Consider the following 19,127-nt stretch of genomic DNA (forward strand, 5'->3'; position numbering starts at 1 on the left):
GCAAGGTGCCGGAGCCAAGTTTTCTTTCGGTATCCTACTTTAAAAACAAAATCAATGAAAAAGATATTAATAATTTCTCTACTGTTGCTTTGCGGCTGGATGTCTGCCGGGGCAGTTGACTTGAACAAAGAAAACCGTGACCCCAAATATGTGGAATCTATCATCAATCGTTCACAGAAGATTGTCGATAAACTTGGGATTACAGATGCAAAGATAGCTGAAGATGTCCGCAATATCATTGCCAACCGTTATTTCGAGTTGAACGATATTTATGAAGTACGTGACGCAAAAGTCAAGAAAGTAAAAGAATCGGGACTGACCGGCGACACTAAGACTGAAGCGTTGAAAGCTGTCGAAAATGAAAAGGATGCAGCATTATATCGTTCTCATTTCGCATTTCCGGCGAATTTATCTCTTTTCCTTGACGAGAAACAGATAGAAGCTGTGAAAGACGGCATGACCTACGGAGTGGTGAAAGTGACATATGATTCGCATCTTGATATGATTCCGACTTTGAAAGAAGAAGAAAAGGCACAAATTTATGCATGGCTGATAGAAGCCCGTGAATTTGCCTTGGATGCGGAAAATTCAAATAAGAAACACGCAGCTTTCGGAAAATATAAAGGACGTATCAATAATTATCTGGCTAAACGCGGATACGACCTGAAGAAAGAACGTGAAGAATGGTACAAACGTGTGAAAGCACGTGGAGGATCTTTATAAGATTCGCACCCATAATTAAATGGTTAGTTTGTTTGATGACGGAAAGGGTGGCTCGGAGAGTCGCCCTTTTCTCGTAAATATATTTATAATCTGATGAATCTTGAATCTGTTTGAGTACAAATCAGGGCTTTTATCGTCTTTTCCATATAAAGGATACAATTATTGATTATAATAGAAATGAAAAAGTTAAGAAATACATTAGCCGCAATAGGTATTTTGTTCCTGGTTTCTTGTGGGGGAAGCAGAGACTATTATATGTTCACTTCATTCCACGAACCGGCTGACGAGGGGTTAAGATATTTATATAGCGAAGATGGAATGCATTGGGACAGTATCCCCGGAGTTTGGCTGAAGCCGGAACTGGGACAGCATCAACTGATGCGCGACCCTTCCATGGTGCGTACTCCTGACGGGACTTTCCATTTAGTCTGGACTACGAGTTGGAAAGGTGATTTGGGCTTTGGTTATGCAAATTCCAAGGATTTGGTTCACTGGTCGGAACAACAGATGGTTCCTGTCATGGCAGATGAACCGACCACCGTTAACGTATGGGCTCCGGAGATTTTCTATGATGATGATAGTGAGCAGTTTATGGTGGTATGGGCTTCTTGCGTCCCCGGTCGTTTCGAGAAAGGGATAGAGGAAGAAAACAATAATCATCGGTTGTATTATATCACAACGAAAGATTTTAAGACAGTTTCAAAAGCGAAAGTTCTATATGATCCGGGCTTTAGCACCATTGACGCCGTTCTTGTGAAACGGGCTAAGAATGATTATGTGATGGTGCTCAAAGATAACACCCGCCCTGAACGTAACCTGAAGATCGCTTTTGCAGATTCACTGACAGGACCCTATTCGCCTGCATCACAGCCGTTCACCGAATCCTTTGTCGAAGGGCCGACCGTAGAAAAGATAGGAGAGGACTATCTCATTTATTTTGATGTATATAAGAAGAAAATATACGGTGCTATGCGCACAAAGGACTTTAAGAATTTTACCGATATAACGAATGATGTAAGCGTACCTGCCGGACATAAACACGGAACAATTTTCAAGGCGCCGGAATCCGTCGTTAAAACGCTTCTGAAAATGTCAAATGACCGATAATTCCGGAAAGACACAAAGAATAATCAGTGTCAATCCATGTAATCTGTGGTGAAATCAAAGAAACAAATTAAAACCTGAAATAGATCATGAACAACTCTACCAAGATTCTCTTTGCACTGGCTGCCGGATGGCTGACAGCTACAGTTACAGCACAAGACAGAATCCATTACACAGGAAAGGAACTCTCAAATCCTACTTATCATGACGGACAACTGTCACCGGTGGTAGGAGTACATAATATTCAATTGGTGCGTGCAAACCGCGAAAATCCTGATGCCTCTAACGGCAATGGGTGGACTTACAATCATCAGCCGATGCTGGCGTATTGGAACGGACAATTCTATTATCAATATCTGGCCGATCCTTCGGACGAACACGTCCCGCCATCCCAAACTTTCCTGATGACATCCAAAGATGGTTATCAATGGACAAATCCCGAGATTGTATTTCCACCGTATAAAGTACCGGATGGATATGCCAAAGAATCCCGTCCGGGGATGCAGGCAAAAGACCTGATTGCTATCATGCACCAACGTGTAGGCTTCTATGTCTCCAAATCCGGCCGTTTGATAACGATGGGAAATTACGGAGTTGCTCTGGATAAGAAAGACGACCCGAATGATGGAAACGGCATCGGTCGCGTAGTGCGTGAGATAAAGAAAGACGGTTCGTTCGGACCTATTCATTTCATTTATTATAATCACGGATTTAACGAAAAGAACACCGACTATCCGTATTTCAAAAAAAGTAAAGACCGCGAATTTGTGAAAGCCTGTCAGGAGATTCTTGACAATCCCCTGTATATGATGCAATGGGTGGAAGAAGCAGATCGTGAAGATCCTATTATCCCATTGAAGAAAGGATATAAGGCATTCAACTGCTACACACTACCCGACGGAAGAATTGCCAGTCTTTGGAAACACGCGTTGACTTCTATCAGTGAAGATGGTGGGCACACTTGGGCGGAACCCGTGCTTCGTGCAAAAGGTTTTGTTAATAGCAATGCGAAAATATGGGGACAACGTTTAAGTGATGGTACATATGCTACCGTATATAATCCATCGGAATTCCGTTGGCCGCTTGCTATCTCATTGAGTAAGGACGGACTGGAATATACAACGCTGAATTTGGTGCATGGTGAAATCACCCCGATGCGTTATGGTGGAAATTATAAATCATATGGCCCCCAATATCCTCGTGGCATACAAGAGGGAAACGGAGTACCTGCGGATGGTGACTTGTGGGTTTCTTATAGTGTGAATAAAGAAGATATGTGGATTTCTCGTATTCCCGTGCCGGTGGAACTCAATGCTTCGTCACATGCCGATGATGACTTCTCGAAATCAAAAGCGATTGCGGAACTTACCGATTGGAATATTTATTCTCCCGTTTGGGCTCCGGTTTCTTTGGATGGACAATGGCTGAGACTTCAAGACAAAGATCCGTTTGATTACGCGAAAGTGGAACGGAAAATTCCTGCTTCTAAAGAATTGAAAGTCTCATTCGATTTGCAGGCCGGACAAAATGATAAAGGCACACTTCAGATAGAATTTCTGGATGAGAACGGAATTGCCTGTTCCCGTATGGAGCTGACCAATGATGGTATTTTCCGCATGAAAGGCGGCTCCCGTTTCGCGAATATGATGAAATATGAAGCAGGAAAGAACTATCACGTAGAAGCTGTCCTTTCAACGACAGATCGTAATATCCAGGTATATGTAGACGGCAAAAGAGTAGGGTTGCGTATGTTCTATGCACCGGTAGCGAGTGTCGAAAGAATAGCTTTCCGTACAGGTGTGCCACGTACTTTCCCGACGGTAGATACTCCCGCCGACCAGACTTATGATCTGCCAAACGCAGGCGGGCAGGAACCTTTGGTTGAATATCGCATAGCCAATGTGAAAACATCTTCTACGGACAAGGATGCGTCATCCGCTTTTCTGAAGTATGCGGATTTCAGTCATTACGTAGATTATTTCAATGGAATGGAAGATGAGAATATCATCCAAGCTATACCTAATGCTCAGGCTTCGGAGTGGATGGAAGAGAATATTCCTTTGTTTGAATGTCCGCAACGCAATTTCGAAGAAATGTATTATTACCGTTGGTGGTCATTGCGCAAGCATATCAAGGAAACTCCCGTTGGATATGGCATGACGGAATTTTTGGTTCAACGTTCCTATTCGGATAAATACAATCTGATTGCCTGCGCCATCGGGCATCATATTTACGAAAGCCGCTGGCTGCGTGACCCGAAATATTTGGATCAGATAATCCATACTTGGTATCGCGGTAATGAAGGCGGCCCGATGAAGAAAATGGATAAGTTCAGTTCATGGAATGCAGATGCAGTATTGGCACGATATATGGTAGACGGTGATAAAGACTTCATGCTGGATATGAAGAAAGATCTGGAAACCGAATATCAACGTTGGGAACGTACCAACCGTTTGAAAAACGGGCTTTATTGGCAGGGGGACGTGCAAGACGGTATGGAAGAATCCATCAGTGGCGGTCGTAAAAAGAAATATGCCCGTCCGACAATTAATAGTTATATGTATGGCAACGCGAAAGCACTTTCATTGATGGGAATCCTTTCCGGTGATGAGGGGGCGGCTATGAGATATGGAATGAAGGCAGATACGCTGAAAACTTTAGTGGATACTGAATTGTGGAATACACGTCACCAGTTCTTCGAGACGATGCGTACGGATTCTTCAGCTAATGTCCGTGAAGCTATCGGTTACATTCCATGGTACTTCAATTTACCTGATACGGCGAAGAAATACGAAGTTGCCTGGAAAGAGATTATGGACGAAAAAGGCTTCTCTGCTCCTTACGGTCTGACTACCGCCGAACGTCGCCATCCTGAATTCCGTACGCGTGGAGTGGGCAAATGCGAATGGGACGGAGCTATCTGGCCGTTCGCTTCTGCACAGACGTTGACGGCAATGGCTAACTTTATGGATAATTATCCGCAGACTGTATTGTCCGACAGTGTATATTTCCGTCAAATGGAACTGTATGTAGAATCACAATATCACCGTGGACGTCCGTATATCGGCGAATATTTGGATGAAGTGACAGGTTATTGGCTGAAAGGAGATCAGGAACGTAGCCGCTATTATAATCATTCTACTTTCAATGACTTGATGATTACAGGATTGATCGGGCTGCGTCCGCGTTTGGATAATACGATAGAGGTGAATCCGTTGATTCCGGCAGATAAATGGGATTGGTTCTGTTTGGATAATGTATTGTATCATGGGCATAATCTGACCATTCTTTGGGATAAGAATGGCGACCGCTATCATTATGGAAAGGGATTACGTATTTTTGTCGATGGCAAAGAAGTGGGACATGCGGATACATTGACAAAAGTCGTTTGCGAGAATGCTTTAAAGTAGATACAAATCATATATTTCTGACAGAAGAACAAAAGTTTTTATAACTATTTATTGATTACTGAATATCTGTTCTTTTGTTCTTCTGTCTAATAAAGAAAGGAAAACGAATAATGGCTTTAAAAAAATATCTTCTTCTTTTTCTTTGTCTACCCTGTATTTTGCAGGCAAAGAATATAACGATCACCCGTCTTACTTGTGAAATGCAGGAAGGATTGGTAGTGGTTGAAGGTTCACCCCGTTTGGGATGGGTGATGGAGTCACCGGAAAATGGGACACGACAATCTGCCTATGAGATTGATATTCGGGAAGCTTTCACAGGACGTCAAATTTGGAATAGCGGCAAAGTCAATTCTTCACAAAGCCAGTTGGTTCCAACAGGCGGAGCGAATATAAGTTCTGGCAATCCGTTCAATTATATTTGGCGTGTCCGTGTGTGGGATGAAACGGGTACTCCTTCCGAATGGAGTCATGAAGCGAAGTTCCGTTCTGCCCCCTCAAGACTTTCCGACGGAAAATGGATTGGAACTATCACCCGTCAGAATGCACACCTTCCGGAAGGACGTAAATTCCACGGCAGCGAACTGAAAAAGCCGGAAGTGAAGGCAGCTTGGGAAGCAGTGGACACTTTGGCGAAGAAAAGCATTTATTTACGAAGAACGTTTTTGCTGGATGATGCAGAGAATACAAAGATTCGGAAGTCTCGGAATAAGTTCTGGAATGACTCCGGCAATAAGCCCGGCAAGAAAATAGTCGAAGCGACTGCATACGTTTGTGGTTTGGGATTCTATGAATTCTCTTTGAATGGAAAGAAAGTCGGTAATAGTGAATTCGCTCCGCTTTGGAGTGATTATGATAAAAGTGTTTATTATAACACATATGATGTAACCGAACAAATGCGGTATGGTGAGAATGCCGTTGGAATCTTATTGGGGAATGGATTCTACAATGTGCAGGGGGGACGTTATCGCAAGTTGCAGATAAGCTTCGGCCCCCCCACACTTTTATTTGAACTGGTAATCAATTATGAGGATGGAACACGTACAATCATCCGTTCTGATAATGAATGGAAATATGATTTGAGTCCGGTAACGTTCAACTGTATTTACGGTGGTGAAGATTATGATGCCCGCCGCGAACAGAAAGGATGGAATCAGGCAGGATTTGATGATAGCCATTGGCGTCCGGTAGTAATGCAGGAAGCACCCAAAGGAGTACTCCGTCCACAGATGGCACCACCTGTGAAGATTATGGAACGATATGATATCCAAAAGGTAACCAAACTGAATACGGAACAAATAACGGCTGCTTCTAAATCGACAAAAAGAACAGTAGACCCGTCCGCCTTTGTTTTGGATATGGGACAGAACTTAGCCGGTTTCCCGGAAATAACGGTACGTGGAAAACGTGGGCAGAAAGTAACTTTACTGGTTGCCGAAGCATTGACGGATGAAGGTGCTTGTAACCAGCGTCAGACAGGGCGTCAGCATTATTATGAATATACGTTGAAAGGGGAAGGTGATGAAACCTGGCATCCTCGTTTCTCCTATTATGGTTTCAGATATATTCAAGTGGAAGGCGCTGTATTGAAAGGACAAAAGAACCCGCAGAAGTTACCCGTATTGAAGAATATCCAATCTTGTTTTGTTTATAATTCGGCAAAGAAAGTTTCTACGTTTGAATCATCCAACCCGATATTTAATGCTGCTCATCGTCTGATAGAGAAAGCCGTTCGTAGCAATATGCAATCAGTATTTACGGATTGCCCTCATCGGGAAAAACTGGGATGGTTGGAACAGGTACATCTGAACGGGCCGGGGCTGCTATACAATTATGATTTGACAGCCTACGCCCCACAGATTATGCAGAATATGGCGGATGCGCAACACTCCAATGGAGCAATGCCCACCACAGCTCCGGAATACGTGGTTTTTGAAGGGCCGGGAATGGATGCCTTTGCCGAATCTCCCGAATGGGGCGGTTCATTGGTCATTTTCCCGTTCATGTATTATGAAACGTATGGAGATGATTCGTTGATAAGGAAGTATTATTCGAATATGCGCCGTTATGTCGATTACCTGAAGACACGTGCAGATAATAATATCCTCTCTTTCGGACTGGGCGACTGGTATGATTATGGGGATTTCCGTGCCGGATTCTCACGAAATACACCTGTGCCACTGGTAGCTACCGCGCATTATTATATGACTGTCATGTATTTGATAGAAGCTGCAAAGATGGTAGGTAATGATTATGATATTCGTTATTACAGCTCCTTGGCAGATGATATCAGGATTGCTTTTGACAAGCGTTTCCTGAACAATGATACGGCACAGTATGGTACAGGAAGCCAGTGCAGTAACGCACTTCCCTTGTTCCTTCATATGACGCAGGATAAGAAAGTGTTTATGAATCTGATTAAAGATGTGGAAGCACATGGCAATCGCTTGACTACCGGAGATGTAGGTAATCGTTATCTGATTCAGACGTTAGCCCGTAACGATCAGCATGAATTGATATATAAAATGTTCAACCATGAAGAAGCGCCCGGTTATGGATTCCAACTGAAATTTGGCGCAACAACCTTGACTGAGCAATGGGATCCGCGTCAAGGCTCTTCCTGGAATCACTTTATGATGGGACAGATTGACGAATGGTTCTTCAATTCCTTGGTCGGCATCCGTCCTTATGCCGCGTCTACATTGGAGAATCAACAAAATAAATCAAAGCAAGGTTATCAGAAATTTATTATTGCTCCGCAACCCGTGGGAGATTTGAAGTTTGTCAAATCATCCTATGAAACCTTATATGGTACAATTGTTGTGGATTGGGCTCGTCAGGACGGTACTTTCACTTTGAATGTATCCGTTCCGGTCAACACAACTGCTGTTGTTTATCTTCCGGGTGGGAAAGAACCTAAGGAAGTGCAAAGTGGAACGTACAAGTTTGTATGTACGGAATAAGGAAATCTTTGCATATATTTGTAGCATAAAAAACAATGTGTTGCTTCTGTAAAACATGCAACCTGATTGAAAAATATATATAGCATGCCTTAAAAAATCATGCTGCATCTTTGAAAAAATCATTGCAATGATTTATAAAAACATTGGGAAGAAAAAATAAATCTATCAGCATGATTTTTTAGAAAGTAACGAAGAAATCTTTTTTTAATAATATAGACCATGAATTTACGAATAACTCTTATTTCTTTTCTTTGCTTCTGTGCTGCAACAGTCCTTCGTGCCGAACGTGTGGACATGTTGAAAGCCGGTGCAAAAGCAAATGGCAAGACCCTTAATACAAAGTTAATCAACACCACAATCGACCGTCTCAATCGTGGTGGCGGTGGTACGCTGTTCTTCCCTGCCGGAACTTACTTGACGGGAAGTATCCACCTGAAAAGCAATATCACACTGGAACTGGAAGCCGGAGCAACTTTACTCTTTTCCGACAACTTTGATGATTATCTTCCTTTTGTAGAAGTCCGTCACGAAGGAGTGATGATGAAAAGTTTCCAACCGTTGATTTATGCGGTAGATGCTGAGAATATAACAATCAAAGGAGAGGGGACATTGGACGGACAAGGCAAGAAATGGTGGACGGAGTTTTTCCGTGTCATGATTGACCTGAAAGATAATGGCATGCGTGATATCAATAAATATCAGCCGATGTGGGATGCCGAAAACGATACGACAGCGATTTATGCCGAAACAAACAAGGATTATGTGAATACATTGCAACGGCGTTTTTTTCGTCCACCTTTTATACAGCCGGTTCGTTGTAAGAAAGTAAAGATTGAAGGAGTGAAAATCATCAATTCTCCTTTCTGGACGGTGAATCCGGAGTTTTGTGAAAATGTGACTATAAAAGGTATTACGATAAATAATGTTCCTTCGCCCAACACGGACGGCATCAATCCCGAATCATGCCGTAATGTACATATCAGTGATTGCCATATTTCAGTCGGTGATGATTGTATAACCATTAAATCAGGAAGGGATGCGCAAGCCCGCCGTTTGGGAGTACCTTGTGAGAATATTACCATAACGAACTGTACAATGCTTTCCGGTCACGGTGGTGTTGTGATAGGTAGCGAGATGAGCGGAAGTGTACGCAAAGTTACTATCTCCAACTGTGTGTTCGACGGAACAGATCGTGGAATACGTATCAAGTCAACCCGTGGAAGGGGCGGAGTTGTTGAAGATATTCGTGTCAGCAATATTGTGATGAGTAATATCAAGCAGGAAGCGGTCGTGCTGAATCTGAAATACAGCAAGATGCCGGCAGAACCAAAGAGCGAACGTACCCCGATATTCCGCAATGTACATATTAGCGGAATGACTGTGACAGACGTAAAGACTCCCATCAAAATCGTAGGATTGGAAGAAGCTCCTATCTCTGATATCGTATTGCGCGACATCCATATCCAGGGAGGTAAGCAGAAGTGTATCTTTCAAGATTGTGAACGTATCACCATGGATGATGTAATCGTCAATGGAGAGGAAATCAAATTATAATATAGATAGAAATTAAACTAATCAGAAAATGAAACGAATCCTTTTCACAATGCTTCTTGCCGCATCCCTTTCGGCAGAAGCGCAAACACAAACATATGAGACGGAATTTGCCCGTCCCTTGAATGAAGTCCTGTCAGATATTCAGAACCGTTTTGGAGTACGGTTAAAGTATGATATTGATACGGTAGGCAAGGTGTTGTCCTATGCTGATTTCCGTATCCGCCCTTATTCGGTAGAAGAGTCGCTGACAAACGTACTGGCACCTTTTGACTATAAGTTTGTCAAGCAGAAAGGGAATATGTATAAGTTAAAAGCATATGAGTATCCACGCCGTACAGATGCGGATGGGGAAAAGATGCTAGCTTATCTTAATACGCTATATGCGGACAAACAAGCTTTTCAGCTTCGTGCCGATTCTCTAAAAAAGGAAGTCCGCCAACGTTTGGGGATGGATGCTTTACTGGCTCAATGTGTGAAATCAAAGCCAATTCTTTCAAAGATACGTAAGTTTGACAGCTATACTGTACAGAATTTTGCGCTTGAAACGTTGCCCGGTTTATATGTCTGCGGTTCTATCTATACACCCCAATCAAAAGGAAAACATGCATTGATTATCTGTCCGAACGGACATTTCGGTGGCGGTCGCTATCGTGAAGATCAGCAGCAGCGTATGGGAACACTTGCCCGTATGGGAGCTATTTGTGTAGATTATGATTTGTTCGGATGGGGTGAGTCTATTCTGCAAGTGGGAAGTGCGGCACATCGTAGCAGTGCGGCGCACACTATCCAGGCAATGAACGGTTTGCTGATTCTTGACTACATGCTTGCTTCCCGCAAAGATATTGATACTAACCGTATCGGAGCGAACGGTGGCTCAGGTGGCGGCACACATACTGTTTTATTAAGCGTGCTGGATGACCGTTTTACTGCTTCTGCTCCGGTGGTAAGTCTGGCTTCCCATTTCGACGGTGGATGCCCTTGTGAAAGCGGAATGCCGATTCAACTTTCTGCGGGCGGGACTTGTAACGCAGAATTGGCAGCTATTTTTGCCCCCCGTCCGCAATTGATTGTTTCTGACGGTGGAGACTGGACAGCAAGCGTTCCTACTTTGGAATTTCCTTATTTGCAGAGAATATACGGGTTCTATAATGCAAAAGATAAAGTAACCAATGTACATCTCCCGAAAGAAAAGCATGACTTCGGCCCTAATAAGCGGAATGCAGTCTATGACTTTTTCGCGGACGTATTCAATTTGAATAAGAAGATGTTGGATGAAAGCAAGGTTACCATTGAACCGGAATCTGCCATGTACAGCTTCGGAGAAAACGGTGAATTACTTCCTGAAGGTGCCATCCGTTCATTTGATAAGGTAGCGGCTTACTTTGATAAGAAAGTGTTTGCCAAACTGAAATCGGATGCTTCTCTTGAGAAAAAAGCGATGGACTGGGTAGCTTCACTGAATTTGAATGATGATAAGAAAGCCGGATTTGCCGTAACAACTATTTATAATCATTTGCGTCAGGTACGTGATTGGCACAACGACCATCCCTATACAACAATTCCTGCCGGTATCAATCCATTGACAGGCAAACCATTAAGCAAACTCGACCGCGAAATGATAGCCGATTCTGCCATGCCGAAAGAAGTACATGAAAGACTGATGAAAGGCTTGAGCAGAGTGTTGACGGAAGAACAAGTAGAGCAAATACTTGATAAATATACAGTCGGTAAGGTAGCATTTACATTGAAAGGATATCAGGCTATTGTCCCCAATATGACAGAAGAAGAAACTGCGTTTGTTCTGGAACAATTGAAACTGGCGCGTGAACAGGCTATTGACTATAAGAATATGAAGCAGATTTCTGCTATCTTTGAAATCTATAAAACCAAGTGCGAACAGTACTTTAATGAACATGGCCGCAACTGGCGTCAGATGTTTAAGGACTATGTAAACAAGCGAAACGCAGAAAAGAAAGCTCAAGGAAAGAAGTAGAATCACTTTATCCGAATCCGAATAAAAGACTATAAAGGAAAGGCAGTAAACCACTTTTTCAGTGGTTTACTGCCTTTCTTCTATTATCGGTTTTCAATCAGTCAATCCGATTATAAATCGGAATTAAACATCTTTTTCGAGAAAAATGTGTTATCTTGTAAACGACTAACAGAATAGTATATTATATGAGCAAGCAAAAAGTAGCATTGGTGCTTTCTATGGGTGGAGCACGTGGAATAGCACATATTGGAGTAATTGAAGAATTACTACGCCATGATTTTGAGATAACCTCTATTTCAGGAAGCTCTATGGGAGCAATGGTGGGAGCGATGTACGCTTCGGGAAAAATGGAAGAGTGCAAAGAGTGGCTATACCATTGGGATAAACGTAAGATGTGGGAATTGGCAGACCTCACATTGAGCAGGGACGGACTGGTGAAAGGTGACCGCTTTATCAAAGAATTAAAGCAGATTATCCCCGATATGAATATTGAGGATTTGCCGATTCCTTATGTGGCAATGGCTACGGATATTGTCCGTGACCAGGAAGTACGGTTCGACCGGGGAAGTCTGCATGAAGCGATTCGCGCTTCTATATCCATACCCATGCTTTTCCGTCCTTTACGAAAAGACGGTATGGTTTTAATTGATGGTGGTATTTTGAATCCTCTCCCGTTAAGCCATGTGCAGCGCACGGAAGGGGATATTCTGATAGCAGTTGATGTGAATGCTCCGGTCGATTGCGGCAAGAAAAAGAAGATGAGTCCATACAATCTGTTGACGGAATCTTCAAGGATGATGATGCAGCAAATCACCCGTTATCAGGTAGACCATTGTCAGCCCGACCTGTTAATTCAAATGTCCGGCAATGCTTATGATATGATGGAATTCCATCATGCGGCCGCTATTGTGGAAACAGGAGTTGAAGTCGCCCGACAGGCATTACAGGACTTTACTCAACATAAATCATCTTTTTAGTCATTCCACCGTCAATGGTCATGTTTTCTCCATTGATAAAGTCATTCTCTTCCTGACAGAGGAATAAACACATACGGGCAATATCTTCCGGTTTTCCCACTCGTCGGGAAGGATGTTGTGAATGATCTTCCGGGCGGAGCTGGTCGTAATCATGATTTTGTATCCATCCCGGTGCGATGGAATTAACTGTAATGTTATATTCGGAAAGTGATAAGGCCAAAGCATGGGTTAACGAATAGATTCCACCCTTGGAAGCAGCATAACCTTCACTTCCCGGCTCGCTCATCAGATAGCGTGTAGAGCAGATATTGATAATTCTTCCATATGGGTTGGGAGAGGATTGTGCTTTACGATGAATGGCAAGCAATCGTGAGGTGATAAATGCAGGACGCAGATTCACGGACAGAATCTTATCGAAATCCTCTACACTTGTCTCTGTGATAGGAGAGAACTTGCTGATTCCTACATTGTTGATGATAATGTCAATGTCTCCCCAATCTTTCAGAATCTGCTGCATACAGTTCTCAAGCGCATCTTTATCACTGGCATCTACCTGATAGAATATAGCTCCGGTTTCTTTAGCAGTCTGTCGGCCTGCTACTTCGTTTATATCGCAAAAGGAGACTTGATTTCCAGCCTGACAGAAAGCTTCTACTATTGCTTTACCTATACCTTTCGCACCACCGGTAACGAACACTTTTCTTTTCAGATTCTCTGCTTTTGGCTCGTTTTCAACTGCCTGTTCCGATTTGACCGTGTGAGTTGTTGCAGATTTCTTTTTGCCATACTTTTGCGCCTGTTTCCAAGCAGCTTTTCTAGCTTCGTATTGTTCCCTTTGTCTTTCTAAATAATTATCTGCCATTGTTATTATCTATTTATTGGCAAATGTAAAATATAAAAAGGATATATGCAAAGAATCGACCGCTCGATTGGATAGAAACGACTGCTCAATTCACAAGAAATGACTGTTCAATTTGTGGGGAACGACCGTATGATTATAACAAATCGACCGCTCGTTTCTGTTAAAACGGGCGGTCGATTTTAGTCAAACGACAGTTTGATTCTTAAAAGTTCTTTGGATTTATTTCTGCATATTTGATTCGTTGGCGACGCCAGGTATAAACAGCATGTAGTTTTTCGTCCTTGCCTTGGATAATGCTAGGATATGAGTATTGGCTGATCGGGCTATCTTCCAATGTGAGAACAGGCTTCCAACTGATTCCATCCTCTGATACTGCTATGCAGAGCGGAGTGCGAGGCCCTTTGGGAGTTCCGGGTAGCGTTGAAAAGTTGTTATAGATAAGCACATGCCTGCCATCTTTCATAGTCACGGCATCCGTTCCTGAATTATTATTCGGAACATCCAGCAATGTAACCTTGCTCCATGTATCTCCGTTATCGCTACTCCAGGCAGTCGCTATCTGTGCGTTGCGTGTACGGCAAAGCACTTGTAGTCTTCCGTCCTTATGTTTCAGAATACTGGGTTGTATGGCATAAATCGGTTTTGCGCCTTCTCCTTTGATTGCTTCTCCACCTTCCTGGTCATCTACGTTTATCCCCCCTTTTTTACGGTTTTGAGTAGGTACGGATAATTCTGCATCCAACGGGTCTACCATCTTCCAAGTCTTTCCTTTATCGTCTGAAATCTCAAAGTGAACACGCCAGCCATTACTGCCTTCCGTACTGGAAGGGCAGATTATACGTCCGTTAATATATTCCGGTTTATTCTTGATAGGCCCAAGAAAACCTTTCGGCAGAGGTTCGCGTTTGCTCCATGTCTTTCCACCGTCACGTGAACGAACCAGCCATCCTGTCCAGTCACTTACTTTCAGACCTATTTTATAAAACAGAATCAAATCGCCACCGGGAATCTGAAAAAGTACCGGATTCCAACAGGCTTTCCGGCGGGCAATCAGTTTTCCTTTTGCGTCTTTTACAGGCGTACAAGTAGAATCAATTCCCGCTAGGATAGCTTGCGGGTCTTTGAGTGAGAATATCCCGTCAGCGGCAAGTTGGGGAGCAGTCCATTCTTTAGCGCCTTTCGGCTTGCGACATACCCATATACAACAGTCGGGATTACGTTCTTTCGTTCCACCGAAGAATGAAGTAACAAGATCGCCGTTCTTCGTTTCTACGATAGTAGCTCCATGGCATTCGGGGAAAGAAGCTTTTTCGTATAGAAATTCATCACTGAGAATAGCTGTATTCTTAGTCGGTATATCCACACTGAAATGATATTTTCCTGATCCTATTCGCTCTTTTCTTCCATCCGGAAGATGTACTTCGCCTGTTGTATTGGCGGGAAACTCGATGTCCCATTCCAAATGCGTGGGCGTTTTGCTCCATCGGCTGCTTATCTTTCCGTAGATGCTCATATAGGATGCGTCTACATTATTTAGCTCCTGGACTTCAAAAGCCGGCTGAAAGACAATATGCTTATAACCGGATTTCCAACGGTCTGCCCGGATACCTGCGAGATTATTGAAACACCAGGGTAATAAATCTCCTAAAAGCATCACGTGGTTGCCACTATTCATTTCAGGATTTGCCGTATCACCGTTCCATAATTCCCAAATGGTAGTAGCGCCTTTTTCAACCATGTATCCCCAGGAAGGATATGTTTTATTGGTAGCAAGCAAGTAAGCCACATCGGCATGACCGCGACGGCTTAATTCACGCAATAGCCATTGTACGCCGATTACTCCGGTACTGATATGTCCTTTGTTAGTTATAATAATAGAGGTAACGGCATTCTTGGCTACTTCTTTGATGTGATTTTTAGGAACCAGACCGAAAGCAAGCGGCAGAATGTTTGCAGTAACCGTATTATTGCCATAGTAGATGCTGTCCGGGTATAATGTATGTCCCGGAACAAGGGAAGTTCCCTCATTTATATGCAGGAAACGGGCATTGAACGCATCTTTCATGCGATGCTCCAAGTCTTCCCATTCTTCTGCGTCATCCTTCAGGCCTTGTAAACTTGCAAAACGATGCATCAGTTGCAACACTTTCAGATAATAAGCAGTGGCGATAAGTGAACCGTCCGTTTTGCGGGAAGGGTCTTTGCTGTGAATGAGTTCCAATGACTCGGGCGGAACACACCAGTCACCATATTTGTCTTTGGTAATGATGTAATCCTTGGTCATGTAGTATTCACGAATGTGGGACACCCACTTCTTGATAGCCGGATAATTTATTTCTATCGGACGTTTGTCGCCGAAATTGGTGAAAAGCATATCACATGCCATAGGTAAGGCAGTAGGCCAGGTCACATTGTCCGAGTAATAGTTCCAGTAAGCCGGAGCTACATCGGGAATACAGCCATCTTCACGTTGTGCTTCGCAGATGTCACGTGCCCACTTGGTGTACATGGCGTGATTATCGAAAAGCATACTTTCTCCCCAACAACCCATAGTGCGGTCGCCTAGCCAGGGCTGACGTTCATTGCGTTGCGGACAGTCTACCGGCATACCTTTATAATTACTCCGGATTCCCCAAGATGCGTTACGGACAATCTTGTTAAGCGTCTCATCGGAACAACTGAAAGAACCCGTATGTTCCATTTCATCCTCTACTACTTCAGCAACGAAGTCTTCCGCCTTTGCGTCAGGATAATTGCTGACTTCTACATAGCGGAAGCCATGATAAATGAAACGGGGTGCCCAGGTAGCGTCTTTATCTTCCCGCCCGTTTACAATATATACATCCGTGGAACGGGCATCACGCAGATTTCTGGTAAAGAGTTCTCCATTAGCCTGCAAGGTTTCCGCGAAGCGGAGACGGATACTGTCACCTGTCTGTCCTTTAATGCGGAAACGTACCCAACCTGCCATATTCTGGCCGAAGTCCAGAATGTATTTATCACCAAGCTTTTTGATAGAAACAGGTTTCAATGTTTCCGTTACTTTCATACCCGGCATCATTTGGGCGCGTAATGTTCCCGAAGGAATACTTACCCGTTGTGCCGGCATCCAGTTCTTGTCATCATATTCGCTTTGTGTCCAGTTTCCCAGTTCCTTGCGGGCATCATATTCTTCACCGTCATATTCGTTGTTACTGCGAATAGGGCCTTCGGTAGTCAATTTCCATGAAGTGTTTGTAGAAATTGTTTCTTTGCTGCCATCCGTATATTCGACAATCAGATTCAGACGAAGTTTGGGATAACCGAACGTCGGTATCTTGTATGGTTTGTAATTCTGACGCATCGTATAGAAACGGCCATTTCCTAAAGTAACTCCGATGGCGTTTTCTTTCTGAAGTTGAGAAGTTACATCGTAGGTATTATACAGAATTGTTTTCCGGTAGTCGGTAGGAGCGGGCGCCAATACCTGGTTGCCGATACGCTGTCCGTTGATAAACAATTCGTAAAGTCCCATTCCGGCAATGTGTATCGTTGCACGCTTCACTTCTTTGCTTAAAGCAAATTCTTTGCGAAGGTAACGGGCTGCCAGGCGACTCCATTGCGTCTCACTATCACCGGGTGCGGCACGATCCAAACCAATCCACTGGCCTTGCCAGTCTGCTTCGTTGAGTAATCCCATGCTCCAGGAAGCCGGAGCACTCCAGTCTGCTTCACCTTTATTGGTATATGCTTTCACTTTCCAATAGTAGGGAGTATTACGTTTTAGAGACTTTCCCTGATAAGTGATCCATTGGGAAGCGTCGGACTCTATTTTTCCCGAGTCCCAGATATCTCCTTTCCCTTGCGCCAATAGCTCGGGAGAAGATGCAACAAGAATGTGATACGCTGTTTGCATCACATTCTGTTCATCCGATTCGATACGCCAACCCAGTCGGGGCTGGCGTACATCGATACCTATCGGGCTCTTTAGCTGCTCTACTCGCAGGTCAGTTATGCCTATAGATGCACGTAGCGAACCTGCAAAGAACAGAAGAGATAATATAGATAATATAAAAATTCTTTTATTCATGAGCATTGATTTCCGTCCAGTCTTTATTTAGATAATCTTTACTGCTGTCTACAACAATCAGGACATGATCGTTGCCGCTGCAATAACCGCTATCATGTTGGAATTTGTGCACACCATTATCAAACTCACCGATATATTCCAGTTTGCCGTCTTTCGTTGTATACCACCAGGCATTCTTCTTTGCACCGCTGATTTTACTGAAATCGACTTCCATCGGACGTCCGGTATAATTATATACCATCAGATAATCATTACCGCGTGTAGCGATGGCACGGTCGTAACGTTCTCCGTTCTGACCTGCGATAATGGACTGATCCGGTACGCGTTCAAAGAATGGGAAAGTCAGCATCAAGTTTTTCAGATATTTCATTTGATTATAACCGGGATCGTTTAAAGCATCATACCAGGGTTTCTTTGCTCCATAGGCACCACCTACACCCGGTTTGATAAACTGCATGATGGAATTGTGTCCATACGTATGTCCGAAAGAACCTGCAAAGACCGACCAATAAGCATAACGGCGTACATCATAATCTTTCCATAACAATTCATTTTCGTCATGCAGGCCGTGAGGGATTTCTTCATAGATAGGCTCTCCGTCAATCACAGGTTTCATCGGTTTCATAGCCATACTACGTTCAACGAAGCGCCAGTTGTCCTCTTCCGTATTTTCTTCGATAGGGTAGTCACCGTCACCGAAACGTTGTCCGTAACGGCGGTGTCCGCTTTGGAACATGTTGAAATCCAGCCAGGGGGCATCATTGAACCAGGTTGCCGAAGTCGTTCTGCCGCGTGGATGGAAAGTCATCAGGTGATTTTTGTCGATTGCCTTGATAGAGGTCGCCAATGCTTCCCATTCGGCTGTCTTTACGTCACCACGAATATCACCGCCGATAAACCAGATAATGTTCGGCTCGTCTTTATAACGTTCCGCCAGGAACTTGCCATAGGCTTTCGCCTGTTCTACATTCATTTCTCCACGGTTCACAGGGCTTCCCCATATACAAACCATACCGATGTACATACCTTTTCTTGCAGCCGTACGGATGATATAATCCATATGATCCCAATAACCATATACACCTTTCTGATTGATGTTTTTGAAATTATATCCGTCTATCATTGAATATTGTCCGTAGATATTCATGGATGGTACATTATTCAACGTCTGAACTTGAATCACATTGTATCCGCGACGTTTGCACTGTTCCAGATAATATTCGGCTTCGTCACGGTTCAACCGTTCGGGGAGCAGCCATCCTGTTTCTCCGAGCCAGAAGAAAGGAGTACCGTTTTCGTGTTTCAGATAGCGTCCCTCTTCGGAAACGACGAGCTTGCCATTGTCCCAGGGGATATACGTCTTTTGTGTTTTCTTTTGTGCTGCAACCGAAGTAGCCAGTGTCAATAGCAGCAACAAAAGAGGAATAATCTTGAATTTTCTCATTGTATTTTATCGTTTTTAGTTTATTGTACTA

10 protein-coding genes are annotated in these 19,127 nt (G+C 43.6%); 7 read left to right on the plus strand and 3 right to left on the minus strand.

All coding sequences use genetic code 11. The annotated features are described in order from the left end of the window. Positions 1-54 precede the first annotated feature (54 nt). The 7 genes from BQ7997_RS07560 to BQ7997_RS07590 all read left to right on the plus strand — a co-directional run bounded on the left by BQ7997_RS07560 (position 55) and on the right by BQ7997_RS07590 (position 12,721). On the plus strand, positions 55-723 hold the full coding sequence (locus tag BQ7997_RS07560) for a DUF3826 domain-containing protein (RefSeq protein ID WP_044653588.1): 669 nt from the start codon (positions 55-57) through the stop codon (positions 721-723). 177 nt (positions 724-900) lie between these two features. Then, complete coding sequence (locus tag BQ7997_RS07565) at positions 901-1,830, plus strand: glycoside hydrolase family 43 protein (protein ID WP_044653589.1); 930 nt, start codon at positions 901-903, stop codon at positions 1,828-1,830. Between the two features lie 86 nt (positions 1,831-1,916). After that, the gene (locus BQ7997_RS07570; protein WP_073345136.1) at positions 1,917-5,237 is read left to right on the plus strand and encodes an MGH1-like glycoside hydrolase domain-containing protein; all 3,321 of its coding nucleotides are present in this window, start codon (positions 1,917-1,919) and stop codon (positions 5,235-5,237) included. A gap of 110 nt (positions 5,238-5,347) precedes the next feature. Then, the gene (locus BQ7997_RS07575; RefSeq protein WP_073345138.1) at positions 5,348-8,197 is read left to right on the plus strand and encodes a glycoside hydrolase family 78 protein; all 2,850 of its coding nucleotides are present in this window, start codon (positions 5,348-5,350) and stop codon (positions 8,195-8,197) included. A gap of 219 nt (positions 8,198-8,416) precedes the next feature. After that, positions 8,417-9,751, plus strand: a complete 1,335-nt coding sequence (locus BQ7997_RS07580; protein ID WP_073345141.1) for a glycoside hydrolase family 28 protein — start codon at positions 8,417-8,419, stop codon at positions 9,749-9,751. A 28-nt stretch (positions 9,752-9,779) separates the two neighbouring features. Continuing rightward, positions 9,780-11,744, plus strand: coding sequence for a 6-O-methylesterase (locus tag BQ7997_RS07585; RefSeq protein ID WP_073345143.1), 1,965 nt, complete (start codon positions 9,780-9,782; stop codon positions 11,742-11,744). A gap of 185 nt (positions 11,745-11,929) precedes the next feature. Then, entirely contained in the window at positions 11,930-12,721 is a 792-nt protein-coding gene (locus tag BQ7997_RS07590; RefSeq protein ID WP_073345145.1) for a patatin-like phospholipase family protein, read from the plus strand. On the opposite strand, the gene BQ7997_RS07595 is transcribed toward BQ7997_RS07590, so the two are convergent. From BQ7997_RS07595 to BQ7997_RS07605, 3 genes are all read right to left on the minus strand, one after another. After that, complete coding sequence (locus tag BQ7997_RS07595; RefSeq protein WP_073345148.1) at positions 12,696-13,583, minus strand: SDR family NAD(P)-dependent oxidoreductase; 888 nt, start codon at positions 13,581-13,583, stop codon at positions 12,696-12,698. The genes BQ7997_RS07590 and BQ7997_RS07595 overlap by 26 nt on opposite strands. A 202-nt stretch (positions 13,584-13,785) precedes the next feature. Next, the gene (locus BQ7997_RS07600; RefSeq protein WP_073345150.1) at positions 13,786-17,652 is read right to left on the minus strand and encodes a family 78 glycoside hydrolase catalytic domain; all 3,867 of its coding nucleotides are present in this window, start codon (positions 17,650-17,652) and stop codon (positions 13,786-13,788) included. After that, positions 17,645-19,096, minus strand: a complete 1,452-nt coding sequence (locus tag BQ7997_RS07605; protein WP_073345153.1) for a glycoside hydrolase family 140 protein — start codon at positions 19,094-19,096, stop codon at positions 17,645-17,647. Before BQ7997_RS07605 ends, BQ7997_RS07600 begins: the two co-directional genes overlap by 8 nt. Between the last annotated feature and the right edge of the window lie 31 nt (positions 19,097-19,127).

It is taken from the genome of Bacteroides congonensis (genome assembly GCF_900130125.1).
Classification (GTDB): domain Bacteria; phylum Bacteroidota; class Bacteroidia; order Bacteroidales; family Bacteroidaceae; genus Bacteroides; species Bacteroides congonensis.